This is a genomic window from Nonomuraea sp. NPDC005501, assembly GCF_040605905.1.
Taxonomy (GTDB): domain Bacteria; phylum Actinomycetota; class Actinomycetes; order Streptosporangiales; family Streptosporangiaceae; genus Nonomuraea.
Map to the genome: position 1 here is coordinate 43,484 of NZ_JBEXDT010000002.1, position 25,128 is coordinate 68,611.

General features: G+C 73.2%; 30 protein-coding genes. 13 read left to right on the top strand and 17 right to left on the bottom strand.

All coding sequences use genetic code 11. The annotated features are described in order from the left end of the window. Positions 1–38: 38 nt before the first annotated feature. Positions 39–1,229, bottom strand: a complete 1,191-nt coding sequence (locus ABZS51_RS02085) for an FAD-dependent monooxygenase (protein ID WP_355434968.1) — start codon at positions 1,227–1,229, stop codon at positions 39–41. A gap of 73 nt (positions 1,230–1,302) precedes the next feature. Between ABZS51_RS02085 and ABZS51_RS02090 the strand changes: the two genes are divergently transcribed. Both ABZS51_RS02090 and ABZS51_RS02095 read left to right on the top strand, forming a co-directional pair. After that, complete coding sequence (locus ABZS51_RS02090; RefSeq protein ID WP_355434971.1) at positions 1,303–1,869, top strand: TetR/AcrR family transcriptional regulator; 567 nt, start codon at positions 1,303–1,305, stop codon at positions 1,867–1,869. Positions 1,870–2,236: 367 nt separating this feature from the next. Next, positions 2,237–2,374, top strand: a complete 138-nt coding sequence (locus tag ABZS51_RS02095; protein ID WP_355434974.1) for a hypothetical protein — start codon at positions 2,237–2,239, stop codon at positions 2,372–2,374. Positions 2,375–2,512: 138 nt separating this feature from the next. Here the strand turns inward: ABZS51_RS02095 and ABZS51_RS02100 are convergent, their stop codons facing one another. From ABZS51_RS02100 to ABZS51_RS02110, 3 genes are read right to left on the bottom strand one after another with little or no spacing between them, the layout of a single operon-like run. Then, entirely contained in the window at positions 2,513–3,127 is a 615-nt protein-coding gene (locus ABZS51_RS02100) for a maleylpyruvate isomerase N-terminal domain-containing protein (protein ID WP_355434976.1), read from the bottom strand. 43 nt (positions 3,128–3,170) lie between these two features. Then, the gene (locus ABZS51_RS02105) at positions 3,171–3,485 is read right to left on the bottom strand and encodes a multidrug efflux SMR transporter (RefSeq protein ID WP_355434979.1); all 315 of its coding nucleotides are present in this window, start codon (positions 3,483–3,485) and stop codon (positions 3,171–3,173) included. Then, positions 3,482–4,108 carry an NAD(P)H-dependent oxidoreductase gene (locus tag ABZS51_RS02110; protein ID WP_355434981.1) on the bottom strand — a complete coding sequence of 209 codons (627 nt, stop codon included), beginning with the start codon at positions 4,106–4,108 and terminating at the stop codon, positions 3,482–3,484. Before ABZS51_RS02110 ends, ABZS51_RS02105 begins: the two co-directional genes overlap by 4 nt. Positions 4,109–4,185: 77 nt before the next feature. Here ABZS51_RS02110 and ABZS51_RS02115 point away from each other — a divergent pair, with 77 nt between their 5' ends. Further along, complete coding sequence (locus tag ABZS51_RS02115; RefSeq protein ID WP_355434984.1) at positions 4,186–4,731, top strand: helix-turn-helix domain-containing protein; 546 nt, start codon at positions 4,186–4,188, stop codon at positions 4,729–4,731. An 89-nt stretch (positions 4,732–4,820) separates the two neighbouring features. On the opposite strand, the gene ABZS51_RS02120 is transcribed toward ABZS51_RS02115, so the two are convergent. Genes ABZS51_RS02120 through ABZS51_RS02135 form a run of 4 tightly spaced genes read right to left on the bottom strand, consistent with a single transcriptional unit; the run spans position 4,821 to position 7,731 of the window. Further along, the gene (locus ABZS51_RS02120; protein WP_355434987.1) at positions 4,821–5,600 is read right to left on the bottom strand and encodes an SDR family oxidoreductase; all 780 of its coding nucleotides are present in this window, start codon (positions 5,598–5,600) and stop codon (positions 4,821–4,823) included. A gap of 32 nt (positions 5,601–5,632) precedes the next feature. Further along, the gene (locus ABZS51_RS02125; protein ID WP_310707005.1) at positions 5,633–6,571 is read right to left on the bottom strand and encodes a ribose-phosphate pyrophosphokinase; all 939 of its coding nucleotides are present in this window, start codon (positions 6,569–6,571) and stop codon (positions 5,633–5,635) included. An 18-nt stretch (positions 6,572–6,589) separates the two neighbouring features. Next, complete coding sequence (locus ABZS51_RS02130) at positions 6,590–7,093, bottom strand: GNAT family N-acetyltransferase (RefSeq protein ID WP_355434990.1); 504 nt, start codon at positions 7,091–7,093, stop codon at positions 6,590–6,592. Then, a complete protein-coding gene (locus ABZS51_RS02135) occupies positions 7,090–7,731 on the bottom strand; it encodes an HAD family phosphatase (protein ID WP_355434993.1) in 642 nt (213 codons plus the stop codon). The genes ABZS51_RS02130 and ABZS51_RS02135 overlap by 4 nt, the downstream gene beginning before the upstream one ends. Positions 7,732–7,869: 138 nt before the next feature. Here ABZS51_RS02135 and ABZS51_RS02140 point away from each other — a divergent pair, with 138 nt between their 5' ends. After that, a complete protein-coding gene (locus ABZS51_RS02140) occupies positions 7,870–9,669 on the top strand; it encodes an alkyl sulfatase dimerization domain-containing protein (RefSeq protein WP_355434996.1) in 1,800 nt (599 codons plus the stop codon). A 1-nt stretch (position 9,670) separates the two neighbouring features. Here the strand turns inward: ABZS51_RS02140 and ABZS51_RS02145 are convergent, their stop codons facing one another. Beyond that, complete coding sequence (locus ABZS51_RS02145) at positions 9,671–10,069, bottom strand: hypothetical protein (RefSeq protein WP_355434999.1); 399 nt, start codon at positions 10,067–10,069, stop codon at positions 9,671–9,673. Positions 10,070–10,265: 196 nt separating this feature from the next. Beyond that, positions 10,266–11,249 (bottom strand): NAD-dependent epimerase/dehydratase family protein, encoded by a 984-nt coding sequence (locus tag ABZS51_RS02150; RefSeq protein ID WP_355435002.1) that lies wholly within the window; start codon positions 11,247–11,249, stop codon positions 10,266–10,268. A gap of 161 nt (positions 11,250–11,410) precedes the next feature. On the opposite strand from ABZS51_RS02150, the gene ABZS51_RS02155 reads away from it, so the two are divergent. From ABZS51_RS02155 to ABZS51_RS02165, 3 genes are all read left to right on the top strand, one after another. Next, entirely contained in the window at positions 11,411–11,962 is a 552-nt protein-coding gene (locus ABZS51_RS02155) for an RNA polymerase sigma factor (protein ID WP_355435005.1), read from the top strand. Then, the gene (locus tag ABZS51_RS02160; RefSeq protein ID WP_355435008.1) at positions 11,955–13,133 is read left to right on the top strand and encodes a hypothetical protein; all 1,179 of its coding nucleotides are present in this window, start codon (positions 11,955–11,957) and stop codon (positions 13,131–13,133) included. Before ABZS51_RS02155 ends, ABZS51_RS02160 begins: the two co-directional genes overlap by 8 nt. Positions 13,134–13,263: 130 nt before the next feature. After that, positions 13,264–14,415, top strand: a complete 1,152-nt coding sequence (locus tag ABZS51_RS02165) for a hypothetical protein (RefSeq protein ID WP_355435011.1) — start codon at positions 13,264–13,266, stop codon at positions 14,413–14,415. A gap of 8 nt (positions 14,416–14,423) precedes the next feature. Here the strand turns inward: ABZS51_RS02165 and ABZS51_RS02170 are convergent, their stop codons facing one another. Beyond that, positions 14,424–15,368 carry an ATP-dependent DNA ligase gene (locus ABZS51_RS02170; RefSeq protein WP_355435013.1) on the bottom strand — a complete coding sequence of 315 codons (945 nt, stop codon included), beginning with the start codon at positions 15,366–15,368 and terminating at the stop codon, positions 14,424–14,426. A gap of 273 nt (positions 15,369–15,641) precedes the next feature. On the opposite strand from ABZS51_RS02170, the gene ABZS51_RS02175 reads away from it, so the two are divergent. Then, on the top strand, positions 15,642–16,058 hold the full coding sequence (locus ABZS51_RS02175; RefSeq protein WP_355435016.1) for a hypothetical protein: 417 nt from the start codon (positions 15,642–15,644) through the stop codon (positions 16,056–16,058). A gap of 8 nt (positions 16,059–16,066) precedes the next feature. Here the strand turns inward: ABZS51_RS02175 and crcB are convergent, their stop codons facing one another. From crcB to ABZS51_RS02195, 4 genes are all read right to left on the bottom strand, one after another. Then, positions 16,067–16,423: a fluoride efflux transporter CrcB gene (crcB, locus tag ABZS51_RS02180; protein WP_355435019.1), complete on the bottom strand. Its 357-nt coding sequence runs from the start codon at positions 16,421–16,423 to the stop codon at positions 16,067–16,069. After that, on the bottom strand, positions 16,420–16,839 hold the full coding sequence (locus ABZS51_RS02185; RefSeq protein ID WP_355435022.1) for a DUF190 domain-containing protein: 420 nt from the start codon (positions 16,837–16,839) through the stop codon (positions 16,420–16,422). Before ABZS51_RS02185 ends, crcB begins: the two co-directional genes overlap by 4 nt. Continuing rightward, a complete protein-coding gene (locus ABZS51_RS02190) occupies positions 16,836–17,351 on the bottom strand; it encodes a CrcB family protein (RefSeq protein ID WP_355435025.1) in 516 nt (171 codons plus the stop codon). The genes ABZS51_RS02185 and ABZS51_RS02190 overlap by 4 nt, the downstream gene beginning before the upstream one ends. Positions 17,352–17,484: 133 nt before the next feature. Beyond that, on the bottom strand, positions 17,485–18,846 hold the full coding sequence (locus ABZS51_RS02195; RefSeq protein WP_355435028.1) for a potassium transporter TrkG: 1,362 nt from the start codon (positions 18,844–18,846) through the stop codon (positions 17,485–17,487). A gap of 105 nt (positions 18,847–18,951) precedes the next feature. Between ABZS51_RS02195 and ABZS51_RS02200 the strand changes: the two genes are divergently transcribed. From ABZS51_RS02200 to ABZS51_RS02220, 5 genes are all read left to right on the top strand, one after another. Continuing rightward, the gene (locus ABZS51_RS02200) at positions 18,952–19,233 is read left to right on the top strand and encodes a metal-sensitive transcriptional regulator (RefSeq protein ID WP_310706990.1); all 282 of its coding nucleotides are present in this window, start codon (positions 18,952–18,954) and stop codon (positions 19,231–19,233) included. Positions 19,234–19,298: 65 nt separating this feature from the next. Further along, positions 19,299–19,517 (top strand): heavy-metal-associated domain-containing protein, encoded by a 219-nt coding sequence (locus ABZS51_RS02205; protein ID WP_355435031.1) that lies wholly within the window; start codon positions 19,299–19,301, stop codon positions 19,515–19,517. Continuing rightward, entirely contained in the window at positions 19,514–20,551 is a 1,038-nt protein-coding gene (locus tag ABZS51_RS02210; protein ID WP_355435034.1) for a hypothetical protein, read from the top strand. The genes ABZS51_RS02205 and ABZS51_RS02210 overlap by 4 nt, the downstream gene beginning before the upstream one ends. Positions 20,552–20,578: 27 nt before the next feature. After that, complete coding sequence (locus tag ABZS51_RS02215) at positions 20,579–22,843, top strand: heavy metal translocating P-type ATPase (RefSeq protein ID WP_355435036.1); 2,265 nt, start codon at positions 20,579–20,581, stop codon at positions 22,841–22,843. A 197-nt stretch (positions 22,844–23,040) separates the two neighbouring features. Further along, positions 23,041–23,703 carry a DUF305 domain-containing protein gene (locus ABZS51_RS02220; protein ID WP_355435039.1) on the top strand — a complete coding sequence of 221 codons (663 nt, stop codon included), beginning with the start codon at positions 23,041–23,043 and terminating at the stop codon, positions 23,701–23,703. Positions 23,704–23,758: 55 nt separating this feature from the next. On the opposite strand, the gene ABZS51_RS02225 is transcribed toward ABZS51_RS02220, so the two are convergent. Further along, positions 23,759–24,310: a hypothetical protein gene (locus ABZS51_RS02225; RefSeq protein ID WP_355435042.1), complete on the bottom strand. Its 552-nt coding sequence runs from the start codon at positions 24,308–24,310 to the stop codon at positions 23,759–23,761. Positions 24,311–24,390: 80 nt separating this feature from the next. Continuing rightward, a complete protein-coding gene (locus tag ABZS51_RS02230; protein WP_355435045.1) occupies positions 24,391–24,948 on the bottom strand; it encodes a DUF5709 domain-containing protein in 558 nt (185 codons plus the stop codon). Positions 24,949–25,128: the final 180 nt, after the last annotated feature.

Sequence of the window (25,128 nt, forward strand, 5' to 3'; positions counted from 1 at the left end):
GATCCTGTGGATCCTGGGGGCATGAGGAGGTCCTGGCTCTAGCCCTGCACGGTCGTGTAGTCGGCCAGCGCGATGGCGTTGGCGGCGCGGTGGATGGCGCCGGCGACCCGCTCGATCATCCGGTCGCGGCCGGGCAGGTGGGGCAGCAGCCTGATCATCATGAGCTGGATCCGGATGGCCAGGCGCGACCCGATCACCATCCCCTTGAGGTTGGCCGGGCCGAGCTCCTGGTTGGCCTCGACGAACGGCCGCAGCACGGCCTCGTACCGGTCGAGCGCGCCCTCGGCGCCCCGGGCCAGCTCGCCCGCCAGTACGTACGCGCCGACCAGTGCGAGGCTGGTGCCCTGGCCGGAGGCCGGCGAGGCGCAGTAGCCGGCGTCGCCCACCAGCACGACCCGGCCGCTCGACCAGCGGTCCATGTGGATCTGGCTGACCGAGTCGAAGTAGAAGTCGTCGGAGCGCCGGACGGCCTCCAGCAGCTCGGGCACCTCCCAGCCGGCCCCGGCCATGGCCTCGGCCAGCAGCTCCTTCTGCCGGGCCGTGTCGCGGTGGTCGTAGGCGAGGGGCGCTGACGACCACATGAACAGCGCCTTGGCGGTCGGGTCCTGCCGGGTGCTGTAGACGTTCGCGGTCCTGCCGGGCGCCACGTGCACGGCCTCCTCGCGGTCGAGGCCGAGATGGTTCGGGACGGTCGAGATGGAGATGTGGCAGCCGAGGTCGCGCCGGAACCTCTCCTCCTCGCCGAACACCAGCCGCCGGGTGACGGAGTGGACCCCGTCCGCCCCGATGACCAGGTCGAACCGGCGCGGCGCGGAGCGCTCGAACGTCACGGTCCCGTCCTCGGCGATCCCCGTGATCGTGTCGTCGAAGATGTACTCGACGTCGTCGCGCGTCAGGTCGTACAGCAGCTCGTTGAGGTCGCCGCGCATGATCTCCGCGTCGCCGCCGTGCCGGCCGCCGAACAGGTCGGCGTCCATGGTCGCGACGCGACGGCCCGTGGCGTCGTAGTGGGTCACGTGGCGCATCTCCGTGCTCCGGGCGCGGACCGCCTCCAGCAGGCCCATGCGCTCGATCACGTCGATCGCGGCACCGCGGATGTCCACCTTGTAGCCGCCCTCACGGATCGCGGGCGCCCGCTCGACCACGGTCGGCGTGAAGCCGTGGCGGCGCAGCCAGTAGGCGGCCGTGGTGCCGGCGATGCTCGCCCCGGAGATCAGGATGTTCGTCATGCCCTGAACGGTACACGTGTGTCAGACGCTTGTCCAGAACGATTGTATGAGACGATTGTGCTACTCTCCTGGCATGGGAAATCGTGAGGACCTGCTGGCCGGGGCGAAGCGGTGCCTGATGGAGAAGGGCTACTCCCGCACCACCGCCCGCGACATCGCGAGCGCCTCGGGAGTGAGCCTGGCGGGCATCGGCTACCACTTCCGCTCGAAGGACGCGCTGATGAACGAGGCGCTGTTCGAGGCGATGCGGGAGTGGGGCGACGAGCTGGCGGCCACGCTGGCCGGCTCCGTGGAGCCCGGGGCCACGCCGCTGCGGCGCTTCGAGGTGGCGTGGGACCGGGTCGTCGAGTCGCTGGACCGGCTCCGGCCGCTCTGGATCACCCAGTTCGAGCTGGTCGGCCAGGTGGACCATCTGCCGGAGGTGCGCGCCTACCTCGTCCAGGGGCTGCGGGCGGCGCAGGACGGGCTGGCGGAGCTGTTCGCGGGCATCGACCCGGCGACGGACCCGGAGCGGGCCCGGCTGGTGGGCGCGCTCTACCAGGCCATGCTGACGGGCTTCCTGTCACAGTGGCTCCTGGACCCGTCCAGCGCCCTCAAGGGCCATGAGGTGGCCCAGGCCCTCCGCCTGGCCACCGCCTGACTCACGAGGGCGGGGACGCCGTGACGATCGCGAAAGATTTGACGTAGCCGGCTCTCACCTGCAGCGTCGCGGCGACCCCCGCACCGCCGACCAGGGAGCGATTCGCGACCGGGGCGGCAGCGGCGCACGACCCGCGAGAACTGCACGCGGCCGCGGTTCATGGCATCCGGGTCGCGTATCGGTCCCGCAACGCCAACGGACGATCGGACCAGGTTGGCACCCGGCCAACCTCGGGCGAAATGCCCCCAAAGCCACGCGCTTTCCTGGAAGCCTCCCCTCGCGCCCCTGGTTGGAGACATTGAATCGCTCGAAGCCGACATGCCGGTCCGCATCCGACCGGCGAACCAGAGATGAGTGGGAAGACGTCATGTCGATCCAGCACTCCATGTCCATCCAGAACTTCCTGCCTTTCGTGTTCCGCCCGCCGAAGCAACCGGACGTCGCGCTGCAGGAACTCCGGCAATCCAGCGAAAGACGCCGCCGCAGTAGTCGCCGCCGTCACTGAGCGGTCGCCCTTCGGCACCTCGAATCCGTGCCGGACGGATCAGGCGCGGGCCCCGGGCCCGCGCCTGATCCGCTGTCGGGCCGCCGCTGTCGGGCCGCCGCTGTCGGGCCGCCGGGGTCGCGGGTGACGCCCCTGGTCCTAGAACGCGCTGATGGTGGCCGGGGCGCGCTCCGTGCGGCTGAGGGTGCGGATGACGGCCGTCGCGCCGTGCCGGTGGACGGCGAGGCGGGCCAGGAGGTCCACGACCGGGTCCACGACCGTCGAGGGCAGGGCCGGCGTCCCCACGCCCACGCTCGTCGCCAGGTCGTCGGAGTGGACGACCAGCTCGATCACGCGCGTCAGGAGGAAGTCGTCCAGCAGCAGCGACCAGCCCGACGGCAGGTCCAGGACCCGGTCGCCCGGCTCGGCGGGCAGGGTGGCGCGCTGGTGCTCCAGCAGCTCGGCCGTGGCGGCGGCCAGCGCGGCGGGGCCGGCGGAGGCGGACTCCTCGCCGGCGCGCCTGATGCCGACGTTGATCTCGTGGTCGAGGCCCGCCTCGACCCATGGGGACCTGGCGTAGTGCTCCAGCAGGCCGATCGGCTCCGTCCCCGGCGTCGGGCCCGCGGCGAGCAGCCGGTCGACCCGGACGAGCTGGTGGGCGAGATGTCCGGCCAGCCCCGCGACGCTGAACTCGGTGAGCGCGCTCGGCTTGTCCCAGGCGGCGGCCACGGCGGGATCGCCCAGCAGGGCCACCGCCGACTCCGCGGCTGTCAAGTAGGACGCTCTGATCTCCCCCATAAGATCCGACCCTTTCCGCCTATGTCGTGATTCGCGCCAAGACTATCCCCACGACGATCAGGCTCACCGCCGCCATCCGCCCCACCGAGATCGGGTCGTCGCCGAGCACGACGCCCAGCGTGATCGCCCCCACCGCCCCGATGCCGGTGAACACGGCGTAGGCGGTGCCGACGGGCAGCGTGTTCATGGCCTGGGAGAGCAGCCAGACGGCGGCGGCCATCAGGGCGAGGCAGAGCAGGGTGGGCACCGGGCGGGTGAAGTTCTGCGTCGGCTTGATGCTCTGGGACCAGGCCACCTCCACCAGCCCGGCGAGGAGGAGGACGAGCCAGCTCACGACGACACCGCCTTCAGGGCCGCGGCCAGCGACTCCTCGTGCTTGCCGCGCAGGTGCGCGAGTGCCGGGTCGAGCCGGGAGTTGACCAGCTCGGCGTGGAAGAACGTGACGTCCTCGACCGCGAAGTGGCCCTGGAAGAAGTCGCGCAGATAGCGCTCCTGGTGGTCGTACGGCTCGCGCGGGGTGCCCGGGCCGTACGCGCCGCCGCGGGCGCCGGTGACCACGAACGAGCGGCCCTTGAGCGACATCTTCGGGAACGTGATCTGGTCGATCCAGGCCTTCAGCGACGACGGGATCGAGAAGTTGTACATCGGCGTGCCGATCAGCACCACGTCGGCCGCCACCACCTCGTCCAGCAGCGGCTTCACGATCGCCCAGGCCTCGCGCCGGGCGGGGGTGCGGACCGCCTCCTCGTAGCGGGAGATGTCGGTGATCTGGTGTTCGAGGATGTGGTCGCACAGCTCGGTCCACGCCTCGCCGATGTGCGGCACGGGGTCGGCGGCCAGGTCGCGGTAGACGTATCCCGCGTCGGGGTGCGCGGTGCGCCAGCTCTCGGCGTACGCCTTCGACAGCCGGCGGGAGAACGAGGCGCGGCGCGCGCTGGCGTCCAGGTGGAGCAGCATGGCTTCTTCCGATCTCTAAGCGGACACTACGTCCAGTTAACCATAACCGGACGCAGTGTCCACCTAAACTGGTGGGCATGGAGAGAGCCGACGCCGCGCGCAACCGCGCCCGGATCCTCGAAGCCGCCGCCGCGCTGTTCGCCGCCAGGCCGCCGCACGAGGTGACGATGGACGACATCGCCAAGGCCGCCGGAGTAGGCCGGGGCACGCTCTACCGCCGCTACCCGGACCGCGCGTCCATCGCGGTCGCGCTGCTCGACGAGCACGAGCGGGAGCTGCAGGAGCGCCTGCTGCGCGGCGACCCGCCGCTCGGCCCGGGGGCGCCGCCGGCCGAACGGCTCGCCGCGTTCTACGCCGCGATGGTGCGGCTGCTGGAGGACCACGTCCACCTGGTGCTGGGCAGCGAGGTCGGCCGCACGCGGTTCGAGACCGGCGCGTACGGCTTCTGGCGGGCGCACGTCCGCTCGCTGCTCGTCGCGGCGGGCACGCCGCGCCCGGACGCGCTCGTCGACCCGCTGCTCGCGCCGCTCGCCCCCGAGGTGTACTCCTACCAGCGCTCGGACCTCGGCCTCACCCCCGAGCAGATCACGGAGGCCCTGACCAGGCTCACCCGCGTCCTGTGACCGCCGGTGAAGCGAGGACCCCTGCCCACCGCGACGACAGCGCGACGCCGCCCCCTCCACGGCCGCCGGCCTCCGTCGGCCCGCGGGGGTCAGAGGGCGTGGCCGCCGGCGACCTGAAGGACCTGGCCGGTGATGTACCGGGCCTGCCGCGAGGCCAGGAACACCACCGCGCCGGCGATGTCGGCCGGCTCCCCGGCCCGTCCCAGCGGCACGATCGACCGGACGTGCTCCTCCGTGGCGGCGTCCATCCAGCCCGTCTGCACCGGCCCCGGGGCCACCGCGTTGACCCTGATCCCGGCCGCTGCCAGGTCGAGCGCCGCCGCCCGGGTCAGCGCCTCCAGGGCCGCCTTCGAGGTGCCGTACCCCACCTGGCCGGGGAACGCGCGGGCCGCGTCGGTGGAGACGTTGACCGCACTGGCTGAGTGCCCTGGCCGCCGGCGGCGTGCCAGCTCGGCGATGAGCAGGGTTGGGGCGATCGCGTTCACCTGGTAGGCGCGCGCGAGCCCGGCCGCCGTGACCGTTTCGAACGTGTCGGGGCTCTCGCAGTGGGCGGCGTTGTTCACGAGCACGTCAACGGGCCCGAGCCGGCTCTCCACCACGTCGAACAGCCGCACGGGGGCGTCCGGCTCCATCAGATCGGCGCGCACCGCGATCGCGCCGCCGCCCAGCCCGGCCGCGAGCTCCTCGGCCTCGTCCAGGGGAGGGGTGACGTGCTCCCAGGTGACGCCCGGTGGCGGCGCGGACCCGGCGAACCCGTGGACGGCCACCCGCGCGCCTTCGGCCGCGAAGGCGCGCGCGATGGCCGCCCCGATGCCGCGGCCGCCGCCGGTGACGAGAACGACCTGGCCGGCGAGTCCCGTGTCGATCACCTGACGAGCATGCCACGCCGCCCGGACGACGATCAGGACGTGCTGAACAGGGCGCTCACCGACTCGCCGTCGTGGATGCGGCGCATGGCCTCGGCCAGCGCGGGCGCGATCGACAGGACCGTGAGCTTGTCGCTCGGCCGGGGCGGCGGGACGGTGTTGGTGCAGACGATCTCGGCGACCTCGGGCAGCGCGCCGAGCCGTTCGATCGCGTCGGCCGCGAACAGGCCGTGCGTGCAGGCGATCCGCACCGAGTTGACGCCGCGCTCCCGCAGCCGGTCGAGCAGCTCGATGACCGTGCTGCCCTTGGCGATCTCGTCGTCCAGGATGATCACGTCCTTGCCGGCGACGTCACCGATGACCGAGCTGATCACCACCCGGTCGTCGCTGAAGCGCTGCTTGGCGCCCATCGCCACCCCGGCCCCGAGCAGCCGGGCGAAGGCCGCGGCCTCCTTGGCGTTGCCGAGGTCGGGCGAGACGACCACGGTGTTGGACAGGTCGTAGCGGCGGAAGTGCTTGGCCAGCTCCCGCAGCGCGTGCAGGTGGTCGACGGGCACGCTGAAGAAGCCGTGGACCTGCGGCGAGTGGAGGGTCATCGCGAGCACCCGGTCGGCGCCGGCCGCCACCATGAGGTCGGCGACGAGCCGGGCCCCGATCGAGATGCGCGGCGCGTCCTTCTTGTCGCTGCGGGCGTAGGCGTAGTGGGGCAGCACCACGGTCGTACGAGCCGCCGACGCGCCCCGGGCCGCGTCCAGCATCAGCAGCAGCTCCACGAGGTGCTCCTGTACGGGCGGCACCAGCGGCTGGATGAGGAACACGTCCCGCTCGCGGCAGTTGGCCTGGAGCTGGACCTCCAGCACGTCGTTGGCGAAGCGGTTGATCGCCACGGGGTGGAGCGGAGTGCCGAGATGGGCGCAGATCTCTTCGGCGAGCTGCGGGTGGGCGGAGCCGGAGAAAACCGTGATGTCACGCACGATTTCCAGAGGATATCCCTAGGGGTTCACGTAGTGGTGCAGCAGGGCGGGCTCGCCCGCCGCGTTCAGCCAGTCCGCCCGGCTGCTGGCCACGCGCCGCCAGCCGGTCCGCTCGTAGAACGCGATCGCGGCGCGGCCCTCGCTGGAGACCTCCAGGGCCAGGGGCGGGGCGTCGGCGGCGTGCGCGGCGCGGGCGGCGGCGAGCAGGCCGGCCGCCACGCTCCGGCCGCGGGCGCGCGGGACGACGAACAGGCGGGACACGACGGCGCCGACCGGTATGCCGACGAGCTGCCTGACGTGCTGGTCCGGCCGGGCCAGCCCGACGTGGCCGAGCACGGTCCGGCCGTCGTCGTCGACGGCCACCCACGCCTGGGCGAGGTCGTCGGGCGTGAGCCAACCGGCCGGGTCCGTGGGCCAGTCCACGGGGTAGCGGTCGGCGGCGTGGACCTCCTGCAGGGCGCGCACGCAGGCGGGTAGGTCGCCGGCGGTCCGGGGGCGGATCAGGGCGGGGCGGCGGGTCATGGCTGGAGGGTCTCCGGGGTGAGCTTGCCCAGGTCGTGGACGACGAGCCAGGCCAGCTCCAGGGCGTCGGGCGCGGGCGGGTACCGGGGGTGCGGGACCGCGACGACCCGCATCCCGGCCGCGTGCGCCGACCGGAGCCCGTTGCTGGAGTCCTCGACGGCGAAGCAGGCGCGGGGGTCGATGCCCAGCCGGGCGGCGGCCTCCAGATAGCCGTCGGGGGCGGGCTTGCCGCGCTCGACCTCCTCGGTGGAGACCGTGGCGGCGAAGCACTCGTCCAGCCCGGCGGCGTCGAGGACGACGTCGATCAGCCGCCGGGGCGAGGAGCTGGCCAGTCCGAGGGTGAAGCGCCCGGCCAGCCGCCGTACGGCCTCCTGGGCGGCGGGCATCAGCGGGATGGACTCGCGGTAGCGCTCGGCCATCGCGTCCACCACCTGGCGGGCGATCTCCTCCGGCGGCCGGCCGACGCCGAGCTCGTGCAGGTACGCGGCCCACTCGCCGGTGCTCATGCCCATGAGCCGGGACTGCGTGTCGGGCCGCCACGTGCCGCCGTTGTCGGCGACGTAGGCGCGCCGTACCTCCTCCCAGACGGGTTCGGAGTCGACGAGCACCCCGTCGAGGTCGAACACACACGCTTCCACCGCGAAACCCCCATGACGATCAGTCAGCCTCCAGCCAATCACACGGCCCCCGCGCACCTCCGGCAGAGGTAGGGGTTTGTCCGTATTGCCAGACTCTGTTGACCCTGTCCGTACCGGAAGGCGGGCATGCAGGGGAGCATGTCGGACCTTCCATTCCATGATCGTGACGACTCCGACGACGCCGGCCGTGGCTTCGTCGCCAGGCTCGACCCCGGGGTGATCAGGAACAGCGACGGCAGGGTCGTCTGGGACGGCGACTCCTACGCCTTCCTCCAGGAGGAGTGCCCCGACAGCGCGCATCCGGGCCTGTGGCGGCAGGGCCGGCTCTGCGCCCGTCAGGGCCTGTACGAGGTGACCGAGGGCGTCTACCAGGTGCGAGGGCTCGACCTGTCGAACATGACGCTGGTCGAAGGCGACACCGGTGTCGTCGTCGTCGACCCGCTCGTCTCGGTCGAGTGCGCGGCGGCGGCCCTCGGCCTGTACCGCGCGCACCGGGGGCACCGGCCCGTCACCGGTGTCGTCTACACGCACTCCCACGTGGACCACTTCGGCGGCGTGCGGGGCGTCACGAGCGGCGGCGTGCCGATCCTCGCGCCGGACGGGTTCATGGAGCACGCGGCGTCCGAGCACGGCCACGCCCGCTCCGCCGTGACGCGCCGCTCGGTCTACACGTACGGCCAGGCGCTCGAACGCTCCCCGCTCGGCCAGATCGGCGCGGGCCTCGGCCTGGCCGCCTCCACCGGTGCGATCTCGTTCGTCCCGCCCACGGTGACCGTCACCCGCACCGGCCAGGAGGAGGTGGTGGACGGGGTGCGGATGGAGTTCCAGCTCATGGCCGGCGCGGGGGACCCGCCGCAGATGGCGTTCCTCTTCCCCGGCCACCGGGCCCTCTTCCTGGCCGAGAACGTCACCCGTGACCAGCACGACCTGCTGCCCCTGCACGGCGCGGCGGTCCGCGACCCCCGCGTGTGGGTCCGCTGCCTGACCGAGACGATCACGCGGTTCGCCGGCCGCGCCGACGTCGCGCTCGCCTCGCACCACTGGCCGGTCTGGGGAGCGGACGGCGTCGCCCGGTTCCTGACCGGGCAGCGGGACCTGCACACGTACCTGCACGACCAGACGTTGCGCCTGATCAACAAGGGGCTCACCGCGTCCGAGATCGCCGAGACGCTTCCGCTGCCGCCGGCGCTGGAGGACGCCTGGCACACGCGCGGCTACCACGGCGCGCTCAGCCAGCACGTCCGGGCCGTCTACCAGCGCTACCTCGGCTGGTTCGACGGCAACCCCGCGCACCTGTGGGAGCACCCGCCGCGCGAGAGCGCCATCCGGTACGTCAGGTGCCTGGGCGGCGGCGGCGCCGTGGTCGAGTTCGCGCGCGGCTACCTCTCCCAGGGCGACCTGCGCTTCGCCGCTCAGCTCCTCAACCACGCGGTCTTCGCCGACGAGGGCAACAAGGAGGCCCGCGACCTGCTCGCCGAGGTCTACACCAGGCTGGGGCACGGCGCGGAGAACGCCACGTGGCGCAACCTCTACCTGACCGGGGCGCTGGAGCTGGCCGACGGGATCGTGCCGGCCGTGCCCGCCGCGCAGTGCCCCGACCTGGTCGCGGCGCTTCCCGTGGACCGGATCTTCGACTCGATCGCCATCCGCCTGCACGGACCGCGCGCCTGGAACGAGAGCCTGGCGATCGACTGGCACCTGACGGACCTGGGGGAGCGCCACCGCACGACGCTGTCGAACGGCGCGCTCGTGCGGCAGCAGGACCCGCCGGACGGGCCGGTGGACCTGACGCTGCGGCTGAGCAGGCAGCAGCTCGTCGGGCTGCTCTGCGGCCGGGGCGCGGAGGGCGTCGAGCGGGAGGGCAACATCGGGGCGCTGCAACGCCTGGTGGCCCTCCTGGACGACGCCATGCCGGACTTCCCGGTGGTCACGCCCTGAGTCACAGGCCGGTGTGGGTGATCATCAGTATGACGGACCCGCAGGCCAGCACGCTCGCGGCGAACGCGCCCGCCCACAGGGGCAGCGCCCGCGCGCAGGTGAGGGCGAGCGGGAGGACCAGCCAGACGAACGGCGGCGCGGCGGCGGCGAGCGCGGCCCAGGTCAGCACGACCGGCAGCAGGCACAGCAGCGCGAGCCCCGGCCGGCCCGGGACCAGCTCGCCCTCCAGGAGCACCCAGGCGACGTACAGGCCGCCGAGCAGCGCGCCGCCGGCGGCCACGGCCGTGCCGCCGTCGCCGGCGGTCATGGCCAGGGCGGACACCAGCAGCGCGCCGAACGCGCCGTGGGAGATCCACCGGAGCACGCCCGGCCGCCGCGGTGAGAACAGGAATCGACTCATACGATCACCCACGGTAACCGCCGCGGAGGCGGGAGGCACTCACCGGGGCCCCGCGAGTCCCACGGCGCCGGGCCTCCGTGAAGGCGCTCGGGCTCGTGAAGGCGCCCGGGCTCGTGAAGGCGCTCGGGCTGAAGGCCCCCGGGTTCCGGTGGGGGCGCCCGGCTTCCCGCGAAGGCGACCGGGCCTCCACAAGCGGTCAGAGGCTGAGGAGCTTGGCCTCCGCCTCCGGGGTGAGGCCCACCGGGGGGCGGCCGGGGCGGGGCGGGGCCTGGCCGCCGATGCCGGTCAGCCAGGTCCAGGTGTCGGCCACCGTCTCCTCGACCGGCCGGCACCGCAGGCCCGCCGCCACCGCCTTGGACGCGTCGCCCTGGTGCATGGTCTCGTGCCCCTCGTCCACGGCCCAGATCGGCAGGTCGGTCCACTGCTGGACGCCCGCCGCGAGGACCGTGCCGGCGTCGATCCAGCGCAGCTCCGCGTCGGAGCCGGTGACCCGGACGCAGGTCTCCAGCAGCTCGCCCATCGTCGTGAACTCCGGGACGCTCACCGTGTTGTAGGCCCCGCCGAGCCCGCGCCCGGCGGCGTCGAGGCACCACAGGGCCAGGTCGCGGGCGTCGATGTACTGCAGGCCGAGGCCGGGGGAGCCGGGGGCGGGCACCGTGCCGCCGCGGGCGATGCGGCTCAGCCACCACGGCAGCCGCCCGATGTTCTCGTACGGGCCGAGGATGAGCCCCGGGCGGGCCAGCAGCGCCCGGTCGCCGAACGCGGCCACGGCCGCCAGCTCGCCACCCGCCTTGGCGTGGACGTAGTCGACGTCGCCGCCGTCGTCGGGTGACGCCTCCACCACCGGCGCGCTCTCGTCGGCGCCCGCCGCCGTCGGGTAGGGGTGGACGGAGCGGCTGGAGACGTACACGTAGTGCTCGGCCCGCCCCGCCAGCAGGTTGGCGGCGTCGCGGACGGCAGACGGCGCGGAGGACCAGGTGTCCACCACGACGTCCCACTCGCCGCGCTGGATCGCGGCCAGCCCGCCCGGGGCCGACCGGTCGCCGCGCAGGGCCCTCGCCCCCGCGGGGGCCGCCCGGGTGCCCCGGTTGAAGACCGTCACGTCGTGGCCGAGGGAGAGCGCCTCCTCGGCGAAGGCCCGGCCGACGAAGTCGGACCCGCCCAGCACCAGCAGCTTCATGCCCCACACTCTGGCGCACTCCGGCACACCCGGGTGGCTCCGCACGCCCACAGCGGAATCGCCCACAGCGGAAGCCGGGCGAAGGGCGGGCCGTGAAAGCATCGGGGCCCTCCGGGAAAGAAGGGGCGATCGTCGTCCACCGACCCAGCGGAGATGCCTGCATGGCCGTTCCCCCTGACCTGGCCGACCCGCCCGATCTCCGGGCCGGTTTCGAGGAGGTCTTCAACGCGCACTTCTCCGAGATCCACCGTTACATCGCCAGGCGGCTGTCGGACGACGCCGCCGACGACCTGGCGGCGGAGGTGTTCCTGGCGGCCTACCGGGGCGGCTACGACGCCTCACGCGGAGGGGTGCGGCCCTGGCTGTACGGCATCGCCACCAACGTCGTCGCGCGGCACCGCCGTACCGAGATCCGCAGATGGAAGGCGCTCAGCCGCACGACCGAGCGCCCCGAGCACGACCACGAGGACGCCACGCTGGCCCGCGTGGCGGCCGGCGGGCTGACCGGCAGGCTGGCGGGGGCGCTGGCCGGGCTCAGCCGCGGAGACCGTGACGTCGTCCTGCTCAGCGTGCTGGGCGACCTCAGCCACGCCGAGGTCGCCGCCGCCCTCGGGATACCGGCGGGGACGGTCGCGTCCCGCCTCAGCCGGGCCCGCAGGAAGCTCCGCGAAGCACTCGGCGACGTCAACCCCTTGGAGGAGACCCATGGATGAGCTGAATCTCCTGGCGAGGTCACTGCCGGACGCGCCGCCGCCCCGGGCGGAGGTGGTCGAGAAGGCGCGCGCCCGGCTGGCCGCGGCCCGGAAGGAGCCGGTGCGGCCGCGCCAGGCGGGGCGGGCAGGGTGGCGTGGCAGGACCTGGGGGTGGACCCTGGGGACGGCCGCGGCCACGGTGGCCGTCGTCATGGCCGTCGTCGCGCTGGTCGCGAACCTGACCACCGCGCCCGCGCCGCCGCCGGTGCTCGCGCCCGACGCCGGCGCTGGCGCCCTGCTCCGGCTGGCGGACCGGGTCGCCGGTCTGCCCGACGACAGCGACGCCTACTGGCGCAGGCCGCTGCTCGACAACGGGCTCATCCGCGTCCGCGCGGGCGACCGGACGTTCAACGTGCTGTACTCCGACCGGATCGACCTCTGGCAGCCGCGCGACCCCGGCGATCCCGTCCAGGCGGAGCAGCGGAAGATGTTCGTCCGGCCGGCCACCCCGGCCGACGAGCGGGCCTGGCGTGCGGCCGGCTCTCCGACGACTCTCAAGCGCGTCTGCGCGCCCGGGGCCGACGAATGCGTGAAGGTGCGGCTGCGGTCCAAGCCCTCCGACTGCCTCTACACCCGCGCGGCCGAGCCGGGCGGCATGTACGGCGACCGGCGGCTGGGCGAGCTCACCGTCGCCGACCTCGCCGCCCTGCCTGACGACGCCATCCGGCTGCGGGAGGTCCTGCGAACCCGCTGGGAGGGGCGTGAGGACAGGATGGGCCCGGTGAGCTTCGAGGAGTTCCTTCCCCGTGCCGGGTATCTCCTGGAGATGCCGGTCAGGCCCTCGGTCCGGGCGGCCGCCCTGCGGCTGCTCGCGGGGCTGCCGACGACCAAGGTGATCGGCCCGGCCGTCGATCCCCTGGGCCGGGAGGGCCTCGCGGTCACGTTCGGGAAGAGCGAGGGATTCTTCATGGAGTTCGGCGCGGAGGACGAGCTGCCGGAGGTGCACGCCACCATCCTGGACCCGCGGACCGGCACCGTCCTCGCCCACACCACCGCAGCGGGCAGGAGCACCGAGGGGGCCGCGAAGGGGACGATGATGTACTACCAGGCGTGGGCGCCCGAGGCGGGATGGACCGGCGAGCGCCCCGAGCGGCCCCGCGCCTGCCGGCACAGCGACACTCCCATCCCGTGACGGGCAGGAGGCCCGCCGAACCGTTCCGGCGCGCGTCGCGCGGAGTTTGACTTCCGGCCATGGACGCGCCGGACATGGTCTGTAAGGATCTTTCGAGTACTTTTCCCCCTCGGAAGGCACACGGAAGAACATGCGGGTCGCACACGTACTGCTCACGGCAGCCCTCACCTCCACGCTCTCTGGCGCCCTCGCCTCCGCCCCGGCCGTCGCGGCGCGGGCGGAGGCACGGCCGATCGAGCTACCGGCGGAGGTGAACGGCGGAGCCTGGCAGTCGGGTCACGTGCAGGGCATCGCCATCGACCAGAAGAAGGGGTACATGTACTTCTCCTTCACCAACCTCCTGGTCAAGACCGACATGAAGGGCAAGCCGGTGGGCTCGGTCACCGGGTTCACCGGCCACCTGGGCGACCTCGACTTCAACGACAAGGACGGCCGCGTCTACGGATCGCTGGAGTACAAGGACGCCAAGGCGTTCTACATCGCCATCTTCGACGTGGACCGGATCACCAGCCTCGGCATGAACGCCGAGGGCTCCGACGTGGTGACCGCCGTCTACCTCAAGGACGTGGTGGACGACTACAGCGCCGACATGAACGGCGACGGCGTCTTCGACGGCAACACGGGCAACACCCCCGACCACCGCTACGGGTGCAGCGGCATCGACGGCGTCGCCTTCGGGCCGGAGTTCGGCAAGCGCGGCGGCCGGCAGAAGCTGACCGTCGCCTACGGCATCTACTCCAACACCACGCGCCAGGACAACGACCACCAGGTCATCCTCCAGTACGACATCCGCGACTGGCGCCGGTACGAGCGCCCGCTCACCCAGGCCCAGCCGCACACGGCCGGCCCGGAGCGGTCGGACGGCAAGTACTTCGTCCGCACCGGCAACACCACCTACGGCGTGCAGAACCTGGAGTACGACCGCCGGTCGGGCAACTGGCTGATGGCCGTCTACAAGGGCGTCAAGCCGCAGTTCCCGAACTACTCGCTGTTCGTGGTCGACGGCTCCGCCCGCCCGGTGGAAGGCCCGATCGAGGGGCAGCCGCAGCCGGAGCGGGGCGCGCTCCTCCCGCTGCTGCGCCAGGGCCTGCACCACGACGCGACCGACGTGTGGGGATGGGAGTCGGGCGGCCAGTACGGCCTGGCCTCGCTCGACGACGGCCGCTTCTACCTGGCCAAGGACGGCACGGTCGTGGAGGACGGCGTGACCAAGCAGACCGGCCGCGCCCAGCTGCACCGCTGGACCGGCCAGGCCCCGACCCCGTTCGAGCAGATCCAGTAGCGACGAGGTCACTCGCCCCGGCGGGCACGGGCGCGGCGCTTGCCCTCGTGCATGGCCTGCACCCGTGCCACCGGGATCGTGTGCCCCTCCTCGACCAGGCCGGCGGGCAGCCGCTGCGGCGGCGGCATCAGCTCCGCCCACGGGTCACGGCCGTCCAGCAGCCCCGGCACGGACCGGACGGTGAAGTCGCGCGGGCTCACCTGTTCGAGCTCCTCCCAGGGCACCGGGAACGACACGGGCACGTCCGGCCGGACGCGCGGGCTGTAGGCGGCCACCACCGTCGCGCCGCCCGCCCGGGTCGAGTCGATGAACACCTTGCCCTCGCGGTCCTCCCGGATGAACGCCGTCGTGGCCAGCTCCGGGTCGAGGCGCGCGGCCCGGGCGCCCACGGCCCGGGTGGCCGCCGCCAGGTCCTCCGCCGGGACGCCCTCCTCCACGGGCACGAACACGTGCGCGCCCTTGGCGCCGCTGGTCTTGACCGCCCCGGCCAGGCCGGCGTCGGCGAGCGCCTGCCGGACGAGCAGGGCCGCGCGCACGGCGAGGCCGAACGCGGCGCCGTCCGGCGGGTCGAGGTCGAGCACCAGGTGGGTGGGGACGCCGGCGCGCGCCAGCGCCGGGTGGTACTCCACCGCCCGCTGGTTGGCGAACCACAGCAGCGTGCGCCGGTCGTCGCACAGGGCGTACGACACCTGCCGGTGCGACGCCTCGGCCCAGACGGAGACCGTGCGCACCCAGGACGGGGCGTACTTGGGGACGTTCTTCTGCATGAAGGCCGGCTGACCGGGGCGGACCCGCACGACCGACAGGGGGCGCTCGCGCAGGGCGGGCAGGATCCGGTCGCTGACGGCGTCGAGGTAGTCGACCAGGTCCCGTTTCGTGGCGCCGGACCCGTCGAACAGTGGCTGGTCCAGGTTGGTCAGCGGCACACCGTCGCGCGTCTCATCACTGCTCACCCGCCCCACCCTGCCCGCCTCACGGCTCGTCAGGCAACACCCCCACGCCGCCGGCAGGCCGTACAGCGACCTGGACGCTCTCAGGTCCTCCCTGGTCACGCGACACCGCCAGGTGGACCACCGGACTCAGGTGTAACGTCGGCACCTCCTGCCTCCCGGGCTCTCCCGCCGGGCGAAGGCTTCCCGGGCGCGACACGCCGAGTCTGCTCGGGGGAGGCGAATTGTGGTGTTTTGGGCGAGGTTAGGGACGGTATTCCGCTTGTGGGGGGTGCCATGAAACAGATCGTTGCCGCTGGTCTCGGGGTGGTGGTCATGCTCGGCCTGTGCGCCGCCTCGGCGCGGGCCGACGGAGATCTTCGCGACCTGAGCTCGGCGAGTTCCGACGCCCATGGGGCCGCTGCGGACGATGACGGCGATGGCCAGAACGTCAGCAGCCGCCAGTACCGAATCCTGCTCCGCCAGTGCTCGTACGCGAACACGCCCGGCGCGCGCGCCCGCTGCCGCTCGAACGTGAGGGCCACCTACCGCATCGGCGCGGCCGACCCGTCACTGGACTGCCGGACCTACTCCGGCGTGACGGTGTGCGGGAAGCTCATGCTGAGCCCGTCCGAGCGCTCCTGCGTCACGGACTCGGTCGCGCAGGGGCTGTCCTACCGGCGCTCCGAGGTGGAGTGCTACGTCTTCCTCTGATCCGGCGATCACAGGGCCAGGGCGACCGTCATGCCGCACCACGCGGCGCCGAACCCGGCCGCCACGCTGCCCAGCGCGTTGAGCAGCGCGTACGTCCCGGCGCCGTCGCGGACGAGCCGCACGGTCTCGTACCCGAACGTCGAGTACGTGGTCAGCGCGCCGCAGAAGCCGGTGCCCAGCAGGGCCATGACGGGGCCGGGCGCCGGCACGGCGGCGAGGAAGCCCAGCAGGGCCGAGCCGAGCACGTTGACCGTGAGGGTGCCCCAGGGGAACAGGGAGTCGTGGCGCGCCTGCACGGCCCGGTCGGCCAGATAGCGCAGCGGGGCGCCGACGGCGGCCCCCAGCGCGACGAGCAGCACGGTCACGAGTCGCGCCCGCCCGCGCCGGTCCCGTACGGCCCGTCCGCGTCCGTCCCGTCCGCCGGTTCCGTGAAGGCGGCGTCTCCGGAGGAGCGGCCCGCGTAGCGGATCACCTCCACCTCGTCGAGGATCACCAGCCCCTCGGTGACCAGCTCGTCGAGCTGCGGCAGGAAGGACCGCACCTTGTCCGGCGCGTCCACGATCACGATCGCCAGCGGAAGGTCCTCCGACAGCGACAGGATCCGGGTGGTGTGGATGCGGCTGGAGGCGCCGAAGCCCTCGATGCCGCGCATCACGCTGGCCCCCGCCAGCCCCGCGCGGTGGGCCCGGTGCACGATCTCGTGGTAGAGCGGCTTGTGCCGCCACACGTCGCTCTCCCCGACGTAGACGGTCAGGCGCAACGCCGAGCCGTGGAGTCTCATCGCTCCTCCTCTCCTGGCCGCCGGTCCAGGAACAGCAGGCGGCCCAGACGGTCGCCCAGGTGGACCGCCAGCAGCGCGGCGACCAGCGTGCCCCCCAGGTAGGCCAGCGCCGTGCGCGGCTCGCCCGCCTGGAGCGTCCTCTGCGCGTCCACCACGTACGTCGAGAAGGTGGTGTACCCGCCCAGCACGCCCACCCCCAGGAAGGGCCGCACCAGCGGGTGGACCCGCCACGCCTCGGTCACGGCGACCATGAGCACGCCGATCAGCAGGCACCCCGTCACGTTGACCCCCCACGTGGCCCAGGCGAACGCCCCGGGCGCGTGGGGGAAGGCCAGCGTGATGCCCCAGCGGGCCAGCGCGCCGAGCATCCCGCCCACGGAGACCGCGCCGAGCGTGGCCCAGGGGACCCGCCGCAGCCGGCGCCCCAGGGGCCGGTCCGGGCGCGGCGGCCGCGGGCCGACGCCGGTCTCGGCGAGGCGGGGCGCTCCGGACTCCGGGCGGGCGTCGGACATGGCTCTCCTACCGGCTCTTCCACCGGGCGTTCTCACCGGGCGTTCTCACCGGGCATTCTGCCCGGGCATTTCTCATGGGGCACGTCCATCAGGTGTCGGCTCTCATAGCGAGGCTACCCGCGGGCGGAGATCCTCAGCCGACGATCACCCGTTCCTCCGGCAGCTCGTAGCGGCGGGTACGGTCCTTCAGGGCCAGCGCCGACCCCAGCGTGAGCGGCCCGATCCGGCCGGCGAACATGAGCGCCACGAGCAGCACGTGCCCGGCGGTCGTCACGTCGGCGGTGATGCCGGTGGACATCCCCGCCGTGCCGAAGGCCGCCACCACCTCGAACAGCACCCGGTCCAGACCGTGCGGTGTCAGGACCAGCAGCACGTACGTCGAGACGACGACGAGCGCCATGCCCATCGCCGAGATCGACACGGCCTGCCGCTGCGCCGACTCGGGCAGCCGCCGCCGCCCGACCGCGACGTGCCGCTCGCCCCGCAGCTCGGCCCAGATGACGAACGCCAGCAGCCCGAACGTGGTCACCTTGATCCCGCCCGCGGTGCCCGCGCTGCCGCCGCCGACGAACATCAGCACCTCGGTCACCAGCCAGCTCGACGGCTGCATCTGGGCGATGTCCAGGCTGTTGAAGCCGGCCGAGCGCGCCATGACGGAGGTGAAGAAGGCCGCCAGCAGCTTGCCGCCGTCGTCCAGCGGGGCCAGCGTCGCCGGGTTGCGCCACTCGGTGGTGAGGTACGCCAGCGTGCCCGCCCCCAGCAGGATGAGCGTCGCCCCGACCGTGACGCGGGTGATGATCGACCACCGGCTCGGCCGCCGCCAGGAGCGCAGCAGCTCGAAGACGACCGGGAAGCCGAGCCCGCCCACGATCACGGCCGTGGCCACCGTCAGGCAGATCCACGGGTCGGCCACGAACCGCATCAGGCTGTCCGGCCACAGCCCGAACCCGGCGTTGTTGAACGCCGACACCGCGTGGAAGGCGCCCAGGTAGAGAGCCCGGGACAGCGGCTCGTCGTACCCGGCGACGAAGCGGGCGGTGAGCACGACGGCGATGACGGCCTCGCAGGCGAGGCTGAAGAGCGCCACCTTGCGCACCAGCCGCCGCACCTCGGCCATGCTGAGGGCCTTGGTCTCGGCCTGGGCGAACAGCCGCGCCCGCAGTCCGAGCCGTCCGGCGACGAGCACGGTGAACAGGGTGGCCAGCGTCATGATGCCCAGCCCGCCCGCCTGCACCAGTCCGGCGATCACCACCTCGCCGAACACGGACCAGTGGGAGGCGGTGTCCACCACCACCAGCCCGGTCACGGACACGGCGGAGGTCGCGGTGAACAGCGCCGTCACCAGTCCGGCGGACTCCCCGGTCGTGGTGGCCACGGGCAGCGAGAGCAGCCCCGTGCCGAGGGCGATCGCCGCGCCGAACCCGGTGGCGATGACCTGTGCGGGGTGGTGGAACCGGTCGAGGAGGGACGAGTAACGTCCGGCGCGCCGTCTCATCGCGCAAACCGTAACAGCCCTCGCGGCAGGTTCCGCACCCCCGTCGGAATACGGTAGGGGGGTATCGTGTTAGAGTGGGTGACAGCAAGGGAGAGGGGGATCGGCATGGCGGGATACTCCGCACGCAAGGACGACCACAGCCGGCGGCTGCGCCGGATCGAGGGGCAGGTCCGCGGGCTGCAGCGGATGGTGGAGGACGACAAGTACTGCATCGACGTCCTGACCCAGGTGTCGGCGGCCACCAGCGCCCTCCAGTCGTTCGCTCTTTCCATGCTGGAGGAGCACCTGGCCCACTGTGTCGCCGAGGCCACCCGCGAGGGCGGGCCCGAGGCGCAGGCCAAGGTCAAGGAGGCGTCCGACGCGATCGCGCGGCTCGTCCGCTCGTGACCCGGCTTCGAGTTCCGTTTTTGATTCAGCGTTCTTCCACCGACGTTATCGAGGAGTGATTCGGTATGGCCACCACCACCGCTACCTACACCGTCAAGGGCATGACCTGCGGCCACTGCGTCAGCTCGGTGAAGGAGGAGGTCGGCGAGGTGCCCGGCGTGACGGGTGTCGAGGTCGACCTGGCGAGCGGGCTGCTGACCGTCGGCAGCGAGCAGCCGATCGAGCCGGAGCGCATCGTGGCCGCCGTCGAGGGGGCCGGTTACACGGTGGAGAGTGCGTCGTGAACACGGCGGGCAGGCTCGGGCTGTACGCCCTGGGGCTGGCTGTGGCGTTCGGCGGGGCGTTCGGTGTGGGCGGCGCCGTGGGTGACACGGGCACGCCGGGGACCGCGGTCCCCGGCGCCCACGCCGGGCAGACCGGAGAAGGTCACAGCAGTGAGGGCCACGGCAGTGAGGGCCGGGGCACAGGGGCACAGGCAGGTGCGGCGGATACCCCCGGGGGGCTTCAAGTGTCAGAGGGCGGCTACACCTTCGTCCCGCTGACCGGCGAGATCCGGCCCGGCGAGCCCACCGACTTCCGCTTCGCCGTGACGGGTCCCGGCGGGCGCAACGTCACCGGCTTCGAGGTGCGCCACGACAAGCGGCTCCACCTCATCGTGGCCTCGCGCGACCTGACGACGTTCCAGCACGTCCATCCGGAGATGTCGGCCGACGGCGTCTGGACGGTCAAGCTGACGCTGCCCGCCGCGGGCGCCTACCGGGCCTTCGCCGACTTCGCGCCGGCCGGCGGCCCCGCGCTGACCCTCGGCGCCGACGTGTTCGTGGCCGGCGGCTACACGCCCCGGCCGCTGCCCGCGGCGAGCCGTACGACGACCGTGGACGGCTACACGGTCGAGCTGGCCGGCGACCTGGTCCCCGGCCGGTCGAGCAGGCTGGCGCTCAGGGTGACCAAGGCCGGCGAGCCGGTCACCGACCTGCAGCCGTATCTGGGGGCGTACGGGCACCTCGTCGCCCTGCGCGGCGGCGACCTGGCGTACCTGCACGTCCACCCGGAGGGCGCGCCCGGCGACGGCGTCACGAAGGCCGGCCCCGAGATCGTCTTCTACGCCGAGGCGCCGAGCGGCGGCGAGTACCGCCTGTTCCTGGACTTCCAGCACCAGGGCCAGGTCCGCACCGCCGCCTTCACCGTGCACGCCGGCCCGCCCGGCGCGCAGCCGGCGCCGAGCACCACGCCGAGCACCATGCCGAGCGGCAAGCCCGGCAGCACGCCGAGCGCCGGCGAGGGTGACCACGCCGACCAGGGCGAGCACGCGCACTGAGCGCGGGACGCGACGAAAGGAGAGGCGATGTCTCCCATCACGGAGTCTCCCATCACCGGTGAGAGGCCGCACGACGCGGTCGAGTTGTCGATCGGTGGCATGACCTGCGCGTCCTGCGCCAACCGCATCGAGCGCAAGCTGAACAAGCTGGACGGCGTGACCGCCACGGTCAACTACGCCACGGAGAAGGCCAAGGTCATCTTCCCCGACGGGCTGGACCCCCATGTCCTGGTCGCGGAGGTGGAGAAGGCCGGCTACAGCGCCGCGCTCCCCGCTCCACCGGCGCCCGAGACCGACGAGCCGCGAGAGCCGGAAGCGGCCCAGGACGAGCTCGCGCCGCTGCGGGCCCGGCTCATCACCGCCGTGGTGCTGAGCGTCCCGGTGATCGCCATGGCGATGGTGCCGCCGCTGCAGTTCACCAACTGGCAGTGGCTGTCGCTCACGCTGGCCGCGCCGGTCGTGGTCTACGCCGGCTGGCCGTTCCACAAGGCCGCCTGGACCAACCTGCGGCACGGCGCGGCGACGATGGACACGCTGGTCTCCCTCGGCACGCTGGCCGCGCTCGGCTGGTCGCTGTGGGCGCTGTTCTTCGGCACGGCCGGCGTGCCCGGCATGACGCACCCGTTCGAGCTGACGATCGCCCGCACCGACGGCTCGGGCAACATCTACCTGGAGGCCGCGGCGGGGGTGACCGCGTTCATCCTGGCCGGGCGCTACTTCGAGGCCCGCTCCAAGCGGCGGGCCGGGGCGGCGCTGCGGGCGCTGATGGAGCTGGGCGCCAAGGACGTGGCCGTGCTGCGCGACGGCGCCGAGGTGCGCGTCCCGATCTCGCGGCTGGCCGCAGGCGACCGGTTCGTGGTCCGACCGGGCGAGAAGATCGCCACGGACGGCGTGGTCGACGAGGGCACCTCCGCGGTCGACGCCTCGATGCTGACGGGGGAGTCCGTCCCGGTCGAGGTACGGCCGGGCGACGCGGTCACCGGCGCCACCGTCAACGCGGGCGGCCGGCTGGTCGTGCGCGCCACCCGGGTCGGCTCCGACACCCAGCTCGCCCAGATGGCCAGGCTCGTGGAGGAGGCCCAGACCGGCAAGGCGCAGGTGCAGCGGCTGGCCGACCGGATCTCCGGCGTGTTCGTGCCCATCGTGATCGCGCTGTCGCTGGGCACGCTCGGCTTCTGGCTCGGCGCGGGCGCGGGCCCGGCGGCGGCCTTCACCGCCGCGGTGGCCGTGCTCATCATCGCCTGCCCGTGCGCCCTGGGCCTCGCCACCCCGACCGCGCTGCTGGTCGGCACGGGCCGGGGCGCCCAGCTCGGCATCCTCATCAAGGGGCCTGAGGTGCTGGAGTCGACCCGGCGGGTGGACACCGTCGTCCTGGACAAGACCGGCACCGTCACCGAGGGCCGCATGACGCTGGTCGAGACGCACGTCGGCGACGGCGAGGACGAGACCGAGGTGCTGCGCCTGGCCGGCGCCCTGGAGAACGCCTCCGAGCACCCCATCGCCCGGGCCGTCGCCCGGGGCGCGGCCGAGCAGGCCGGCGAGCTGCCCGTGCCCGAGGACTTCGCGAACGTCGAGGGCCTGGGCGTGCAGGGGATCGTGGACGGGCACGCCGTGCTCGTCGGCCGGCCCCGGCTGCTGGCCGAGTGGTCGCAGCACCTGCCGCCGGACCTGGAGCGGGCGCTGGACAAGGCGCAGGAGGCCGGCCGCACGGCCGTGGCGGTCGGATGGGACGGCAAGGCCCGCGCGGTGCTCGTCGTGGCCGACGTGGTCAAGCCCACCTCGGCCGAGGCGATCCGGCGGCTGCGGGCGCTCGGCCTGAGGCCGGTGCTGCTGACCGGCGACAACGATGCCGTCGCGCGGAGCGTGGCCGCCGAGGTCGGCATCGACGAGGTCATCGCCGAGGTGCTGCCCCAGGACAAGGTGGACGTCGTCAAGCGGCTCCAGTCCGAGGGCAGGTCGGTGGCCATGGTCGGCGACGGGGTCAACGACGCCGCCGCGCTCGCCCAGGCCGACCTGGGCCTGGCCATGGGCACCGGCACGGACGTGGCCATCGAGGCGTCCGATCTCACGCTCGTGCGGGGCGACCTCCGCGTGGCGGCGGACGCCATCCGGCTGTCGCGGCGGACGTTGCGTACGATCAAGGGGAACCTGTTCTGGGCGTTCGCCTACAACGTGGCCGCCCTGCCGCTGGCCGCCATGGGGTTGCTCAACCCCATGATCGCCGGTGCCGCGATGGCGTTCTCCAGCGTCTTCGTGGTCAGCAACAGCCTGCGGCTGCGCGGGTTCAAGTGATCGAAGCGCAGCCGCCCGAGAGCGGCCGAGGCGGCCGGTGACGAGAGAGTCCCGGCCGCCTCGGCTCTGTTCCCGGTCAGGCGCGGGTCAGGCGGGGCTCGGTCTCCGGACCGCCCGCGTGTCGGTGCCGCGCGCACGGGCCGATCACTCCCACGATTACGGTCAACGCACAGTCCATCGCCGGGAGTGACATCGCCATGCTCGCCCACCGCATGCTCGCCCACCGCATGTTCGCCCACCGCATGTTCGCCCACCGTACGACCGCCCGCGCCGCGACCGTCGCGGCCGCCGCTCTCGCGCTGCTCACCGCCTGCGGCGGGACCGGAGACGAGGCCGCCGCTCCCGCAGCGGAGGCCGACGCGCCCGTGCCGGCCGCCCGGCAGACCAGCGCCCAGCCCTCCGGCGAGCACGACGACGCCGACGTGATGTTCGCGCGGATGATGATCCCGCATCACCGGCAGGCCGTCGAGATGGCCGACCTGGCCGCCACCCGCGCCGAGGACCCCGAGGTCAGGAAGCTGGCCGAGCGCATCAAGGCCGCTCAGGAGCCGGAGATCGCCGCCATGAGCGGCTGGCTTCACGAGTGGGGTGAGCCGGAGTCCGCCGGCGGGCACATGAGGCACCGCATGCCCGGCATGATGTCCGCCGACGACATGGAGGACCTCGAAGCGGTCAGCGGCGAGATCTTCGACAAGGAGTTCACGCGGCTGATGATCGAGCACCACAAGGGGGCGGTCGAGATGGCCCAGACCGAGCAGCGGCAGGGCCTGAACGCCGGCGCCAAGCAGCTCGCCCGAAGCATCGAGTCGTCGCAACGGGATGAGATCGACCAGATGCGGCGCATCCTCGACCGCCTCTGAGCGCGGCGCCCGCGTGCAGGTGCCGGGTCAGGCCCTGCCATGCCACGTCGTCGTGTCAGGTGTCGTACGGGCGGCCGGTGCCCTCGCCGGGCAGGTAGCCGCCGTCGTCCGCGTCCGTGCGGCCGGAGCCGCCGTCGGGGTCGTCCGCGTCCGAGGCGGACCAGTCCAGGTCGCCCGTCACGTGCCCCTGCTCCGGCTGCCGGGCCGTCGCCGGGCGCTTGACGACGTCGTCCTCGACCACCCCGTGGGTGGCCTCGTCCACCGGCCCCTCGACCCGGAACTCCGGGTGCCCGTCGTGGCCCTGCTGCTCGACCGCGCCGGGCGGCATCGGGTGCGGGCTGGGTCCCGCCGTCTCCAGGTGGTCCTCGATCTCGTCCGTGCGCGCCGCCACGGACTTCTCGCCGGAGCCGGCCGTCACGCCCCACTCGTCGTCGCGGCCCGTGACGTACCCCATGGGCTCGGCGTAGCCGCTCTTCGGCTCGGCGTCGTCGCGCGGCTTGCCGCCGGGGCCCGGGTTGGAGCCGCGGATGGAGGCGGGGCCGATGTCGCCTCCCATGTTGTGCAGGTCACCGTCGAAGGTGGTGCCCTTGTCCTCTTCCCTGGTCATGTGCGCTCCTCACAGGTCAGGTCGTGTTGTCCACTGGCAGCGCCGCTCCGGGGCCGCTCCGGGGCCGCTCCGGGGCAGGCTCACTCGGGCTCCACGCGCATGGCGGCCTCCTCGGCGGTGAAGCCGCCCGCGTCCGGGCCGACCTCCCGGGCCACCTCGTCCGGCTCGACGTCCCCGCGGACGCCCTCGTCGGGTGCTACCAGCCGGCCCGCCGGTCGCGGGTCGTCCCAGACGGCGCCGGAGGGCTCCTCCGGCTGCGCCTGCCAGGAGGGGTCCACGTCGTCGTCCGGCTGGAAGTCGGTGTCGAGGTCCGAGCCGACGCCCAGCCCGCCGTCCTCGGTCACCCGCTCGTCGTCGTCCCCGGCGGTCTCGTCGCGTACGGTCGCCGGACCGTCCACCTCGTACAGCGGCTGGTCGTCGGGCACCTCGCGGCTCAGGCGGCCGTCCAGCGACTCGCCCTGGATCTGCTCGTCGATCGTCGTCCCGTGCTCGTCCACCCCGATCGGCCGGTCGCCGGGCAGCGGCGCCTCCTGCGGGTCCACCGCCCACTGCTGCTCGGGAGTGCCGTCCTGGAGGTCCGGGATGCCCTCGTCCTCGAACCGCGAGCGCGGGTCGTGCTCCGGAGTGTGCTGCGTCACTGCGTCCCCCTCGTGGTCTCTGGTGTCGTGTCTCTGGTCTTGTCCGAACCCCGCACGTACCCCTGACCGCCGCGGCCTCACGGATTCGGTCCGGTCTTTCGAGGGGTCCGCCCAGGCAAACCCGCACGAAGGGTGACAGAAAACTCAGGTGGGTAGAACCACGGACGACCCCCTCTGTGC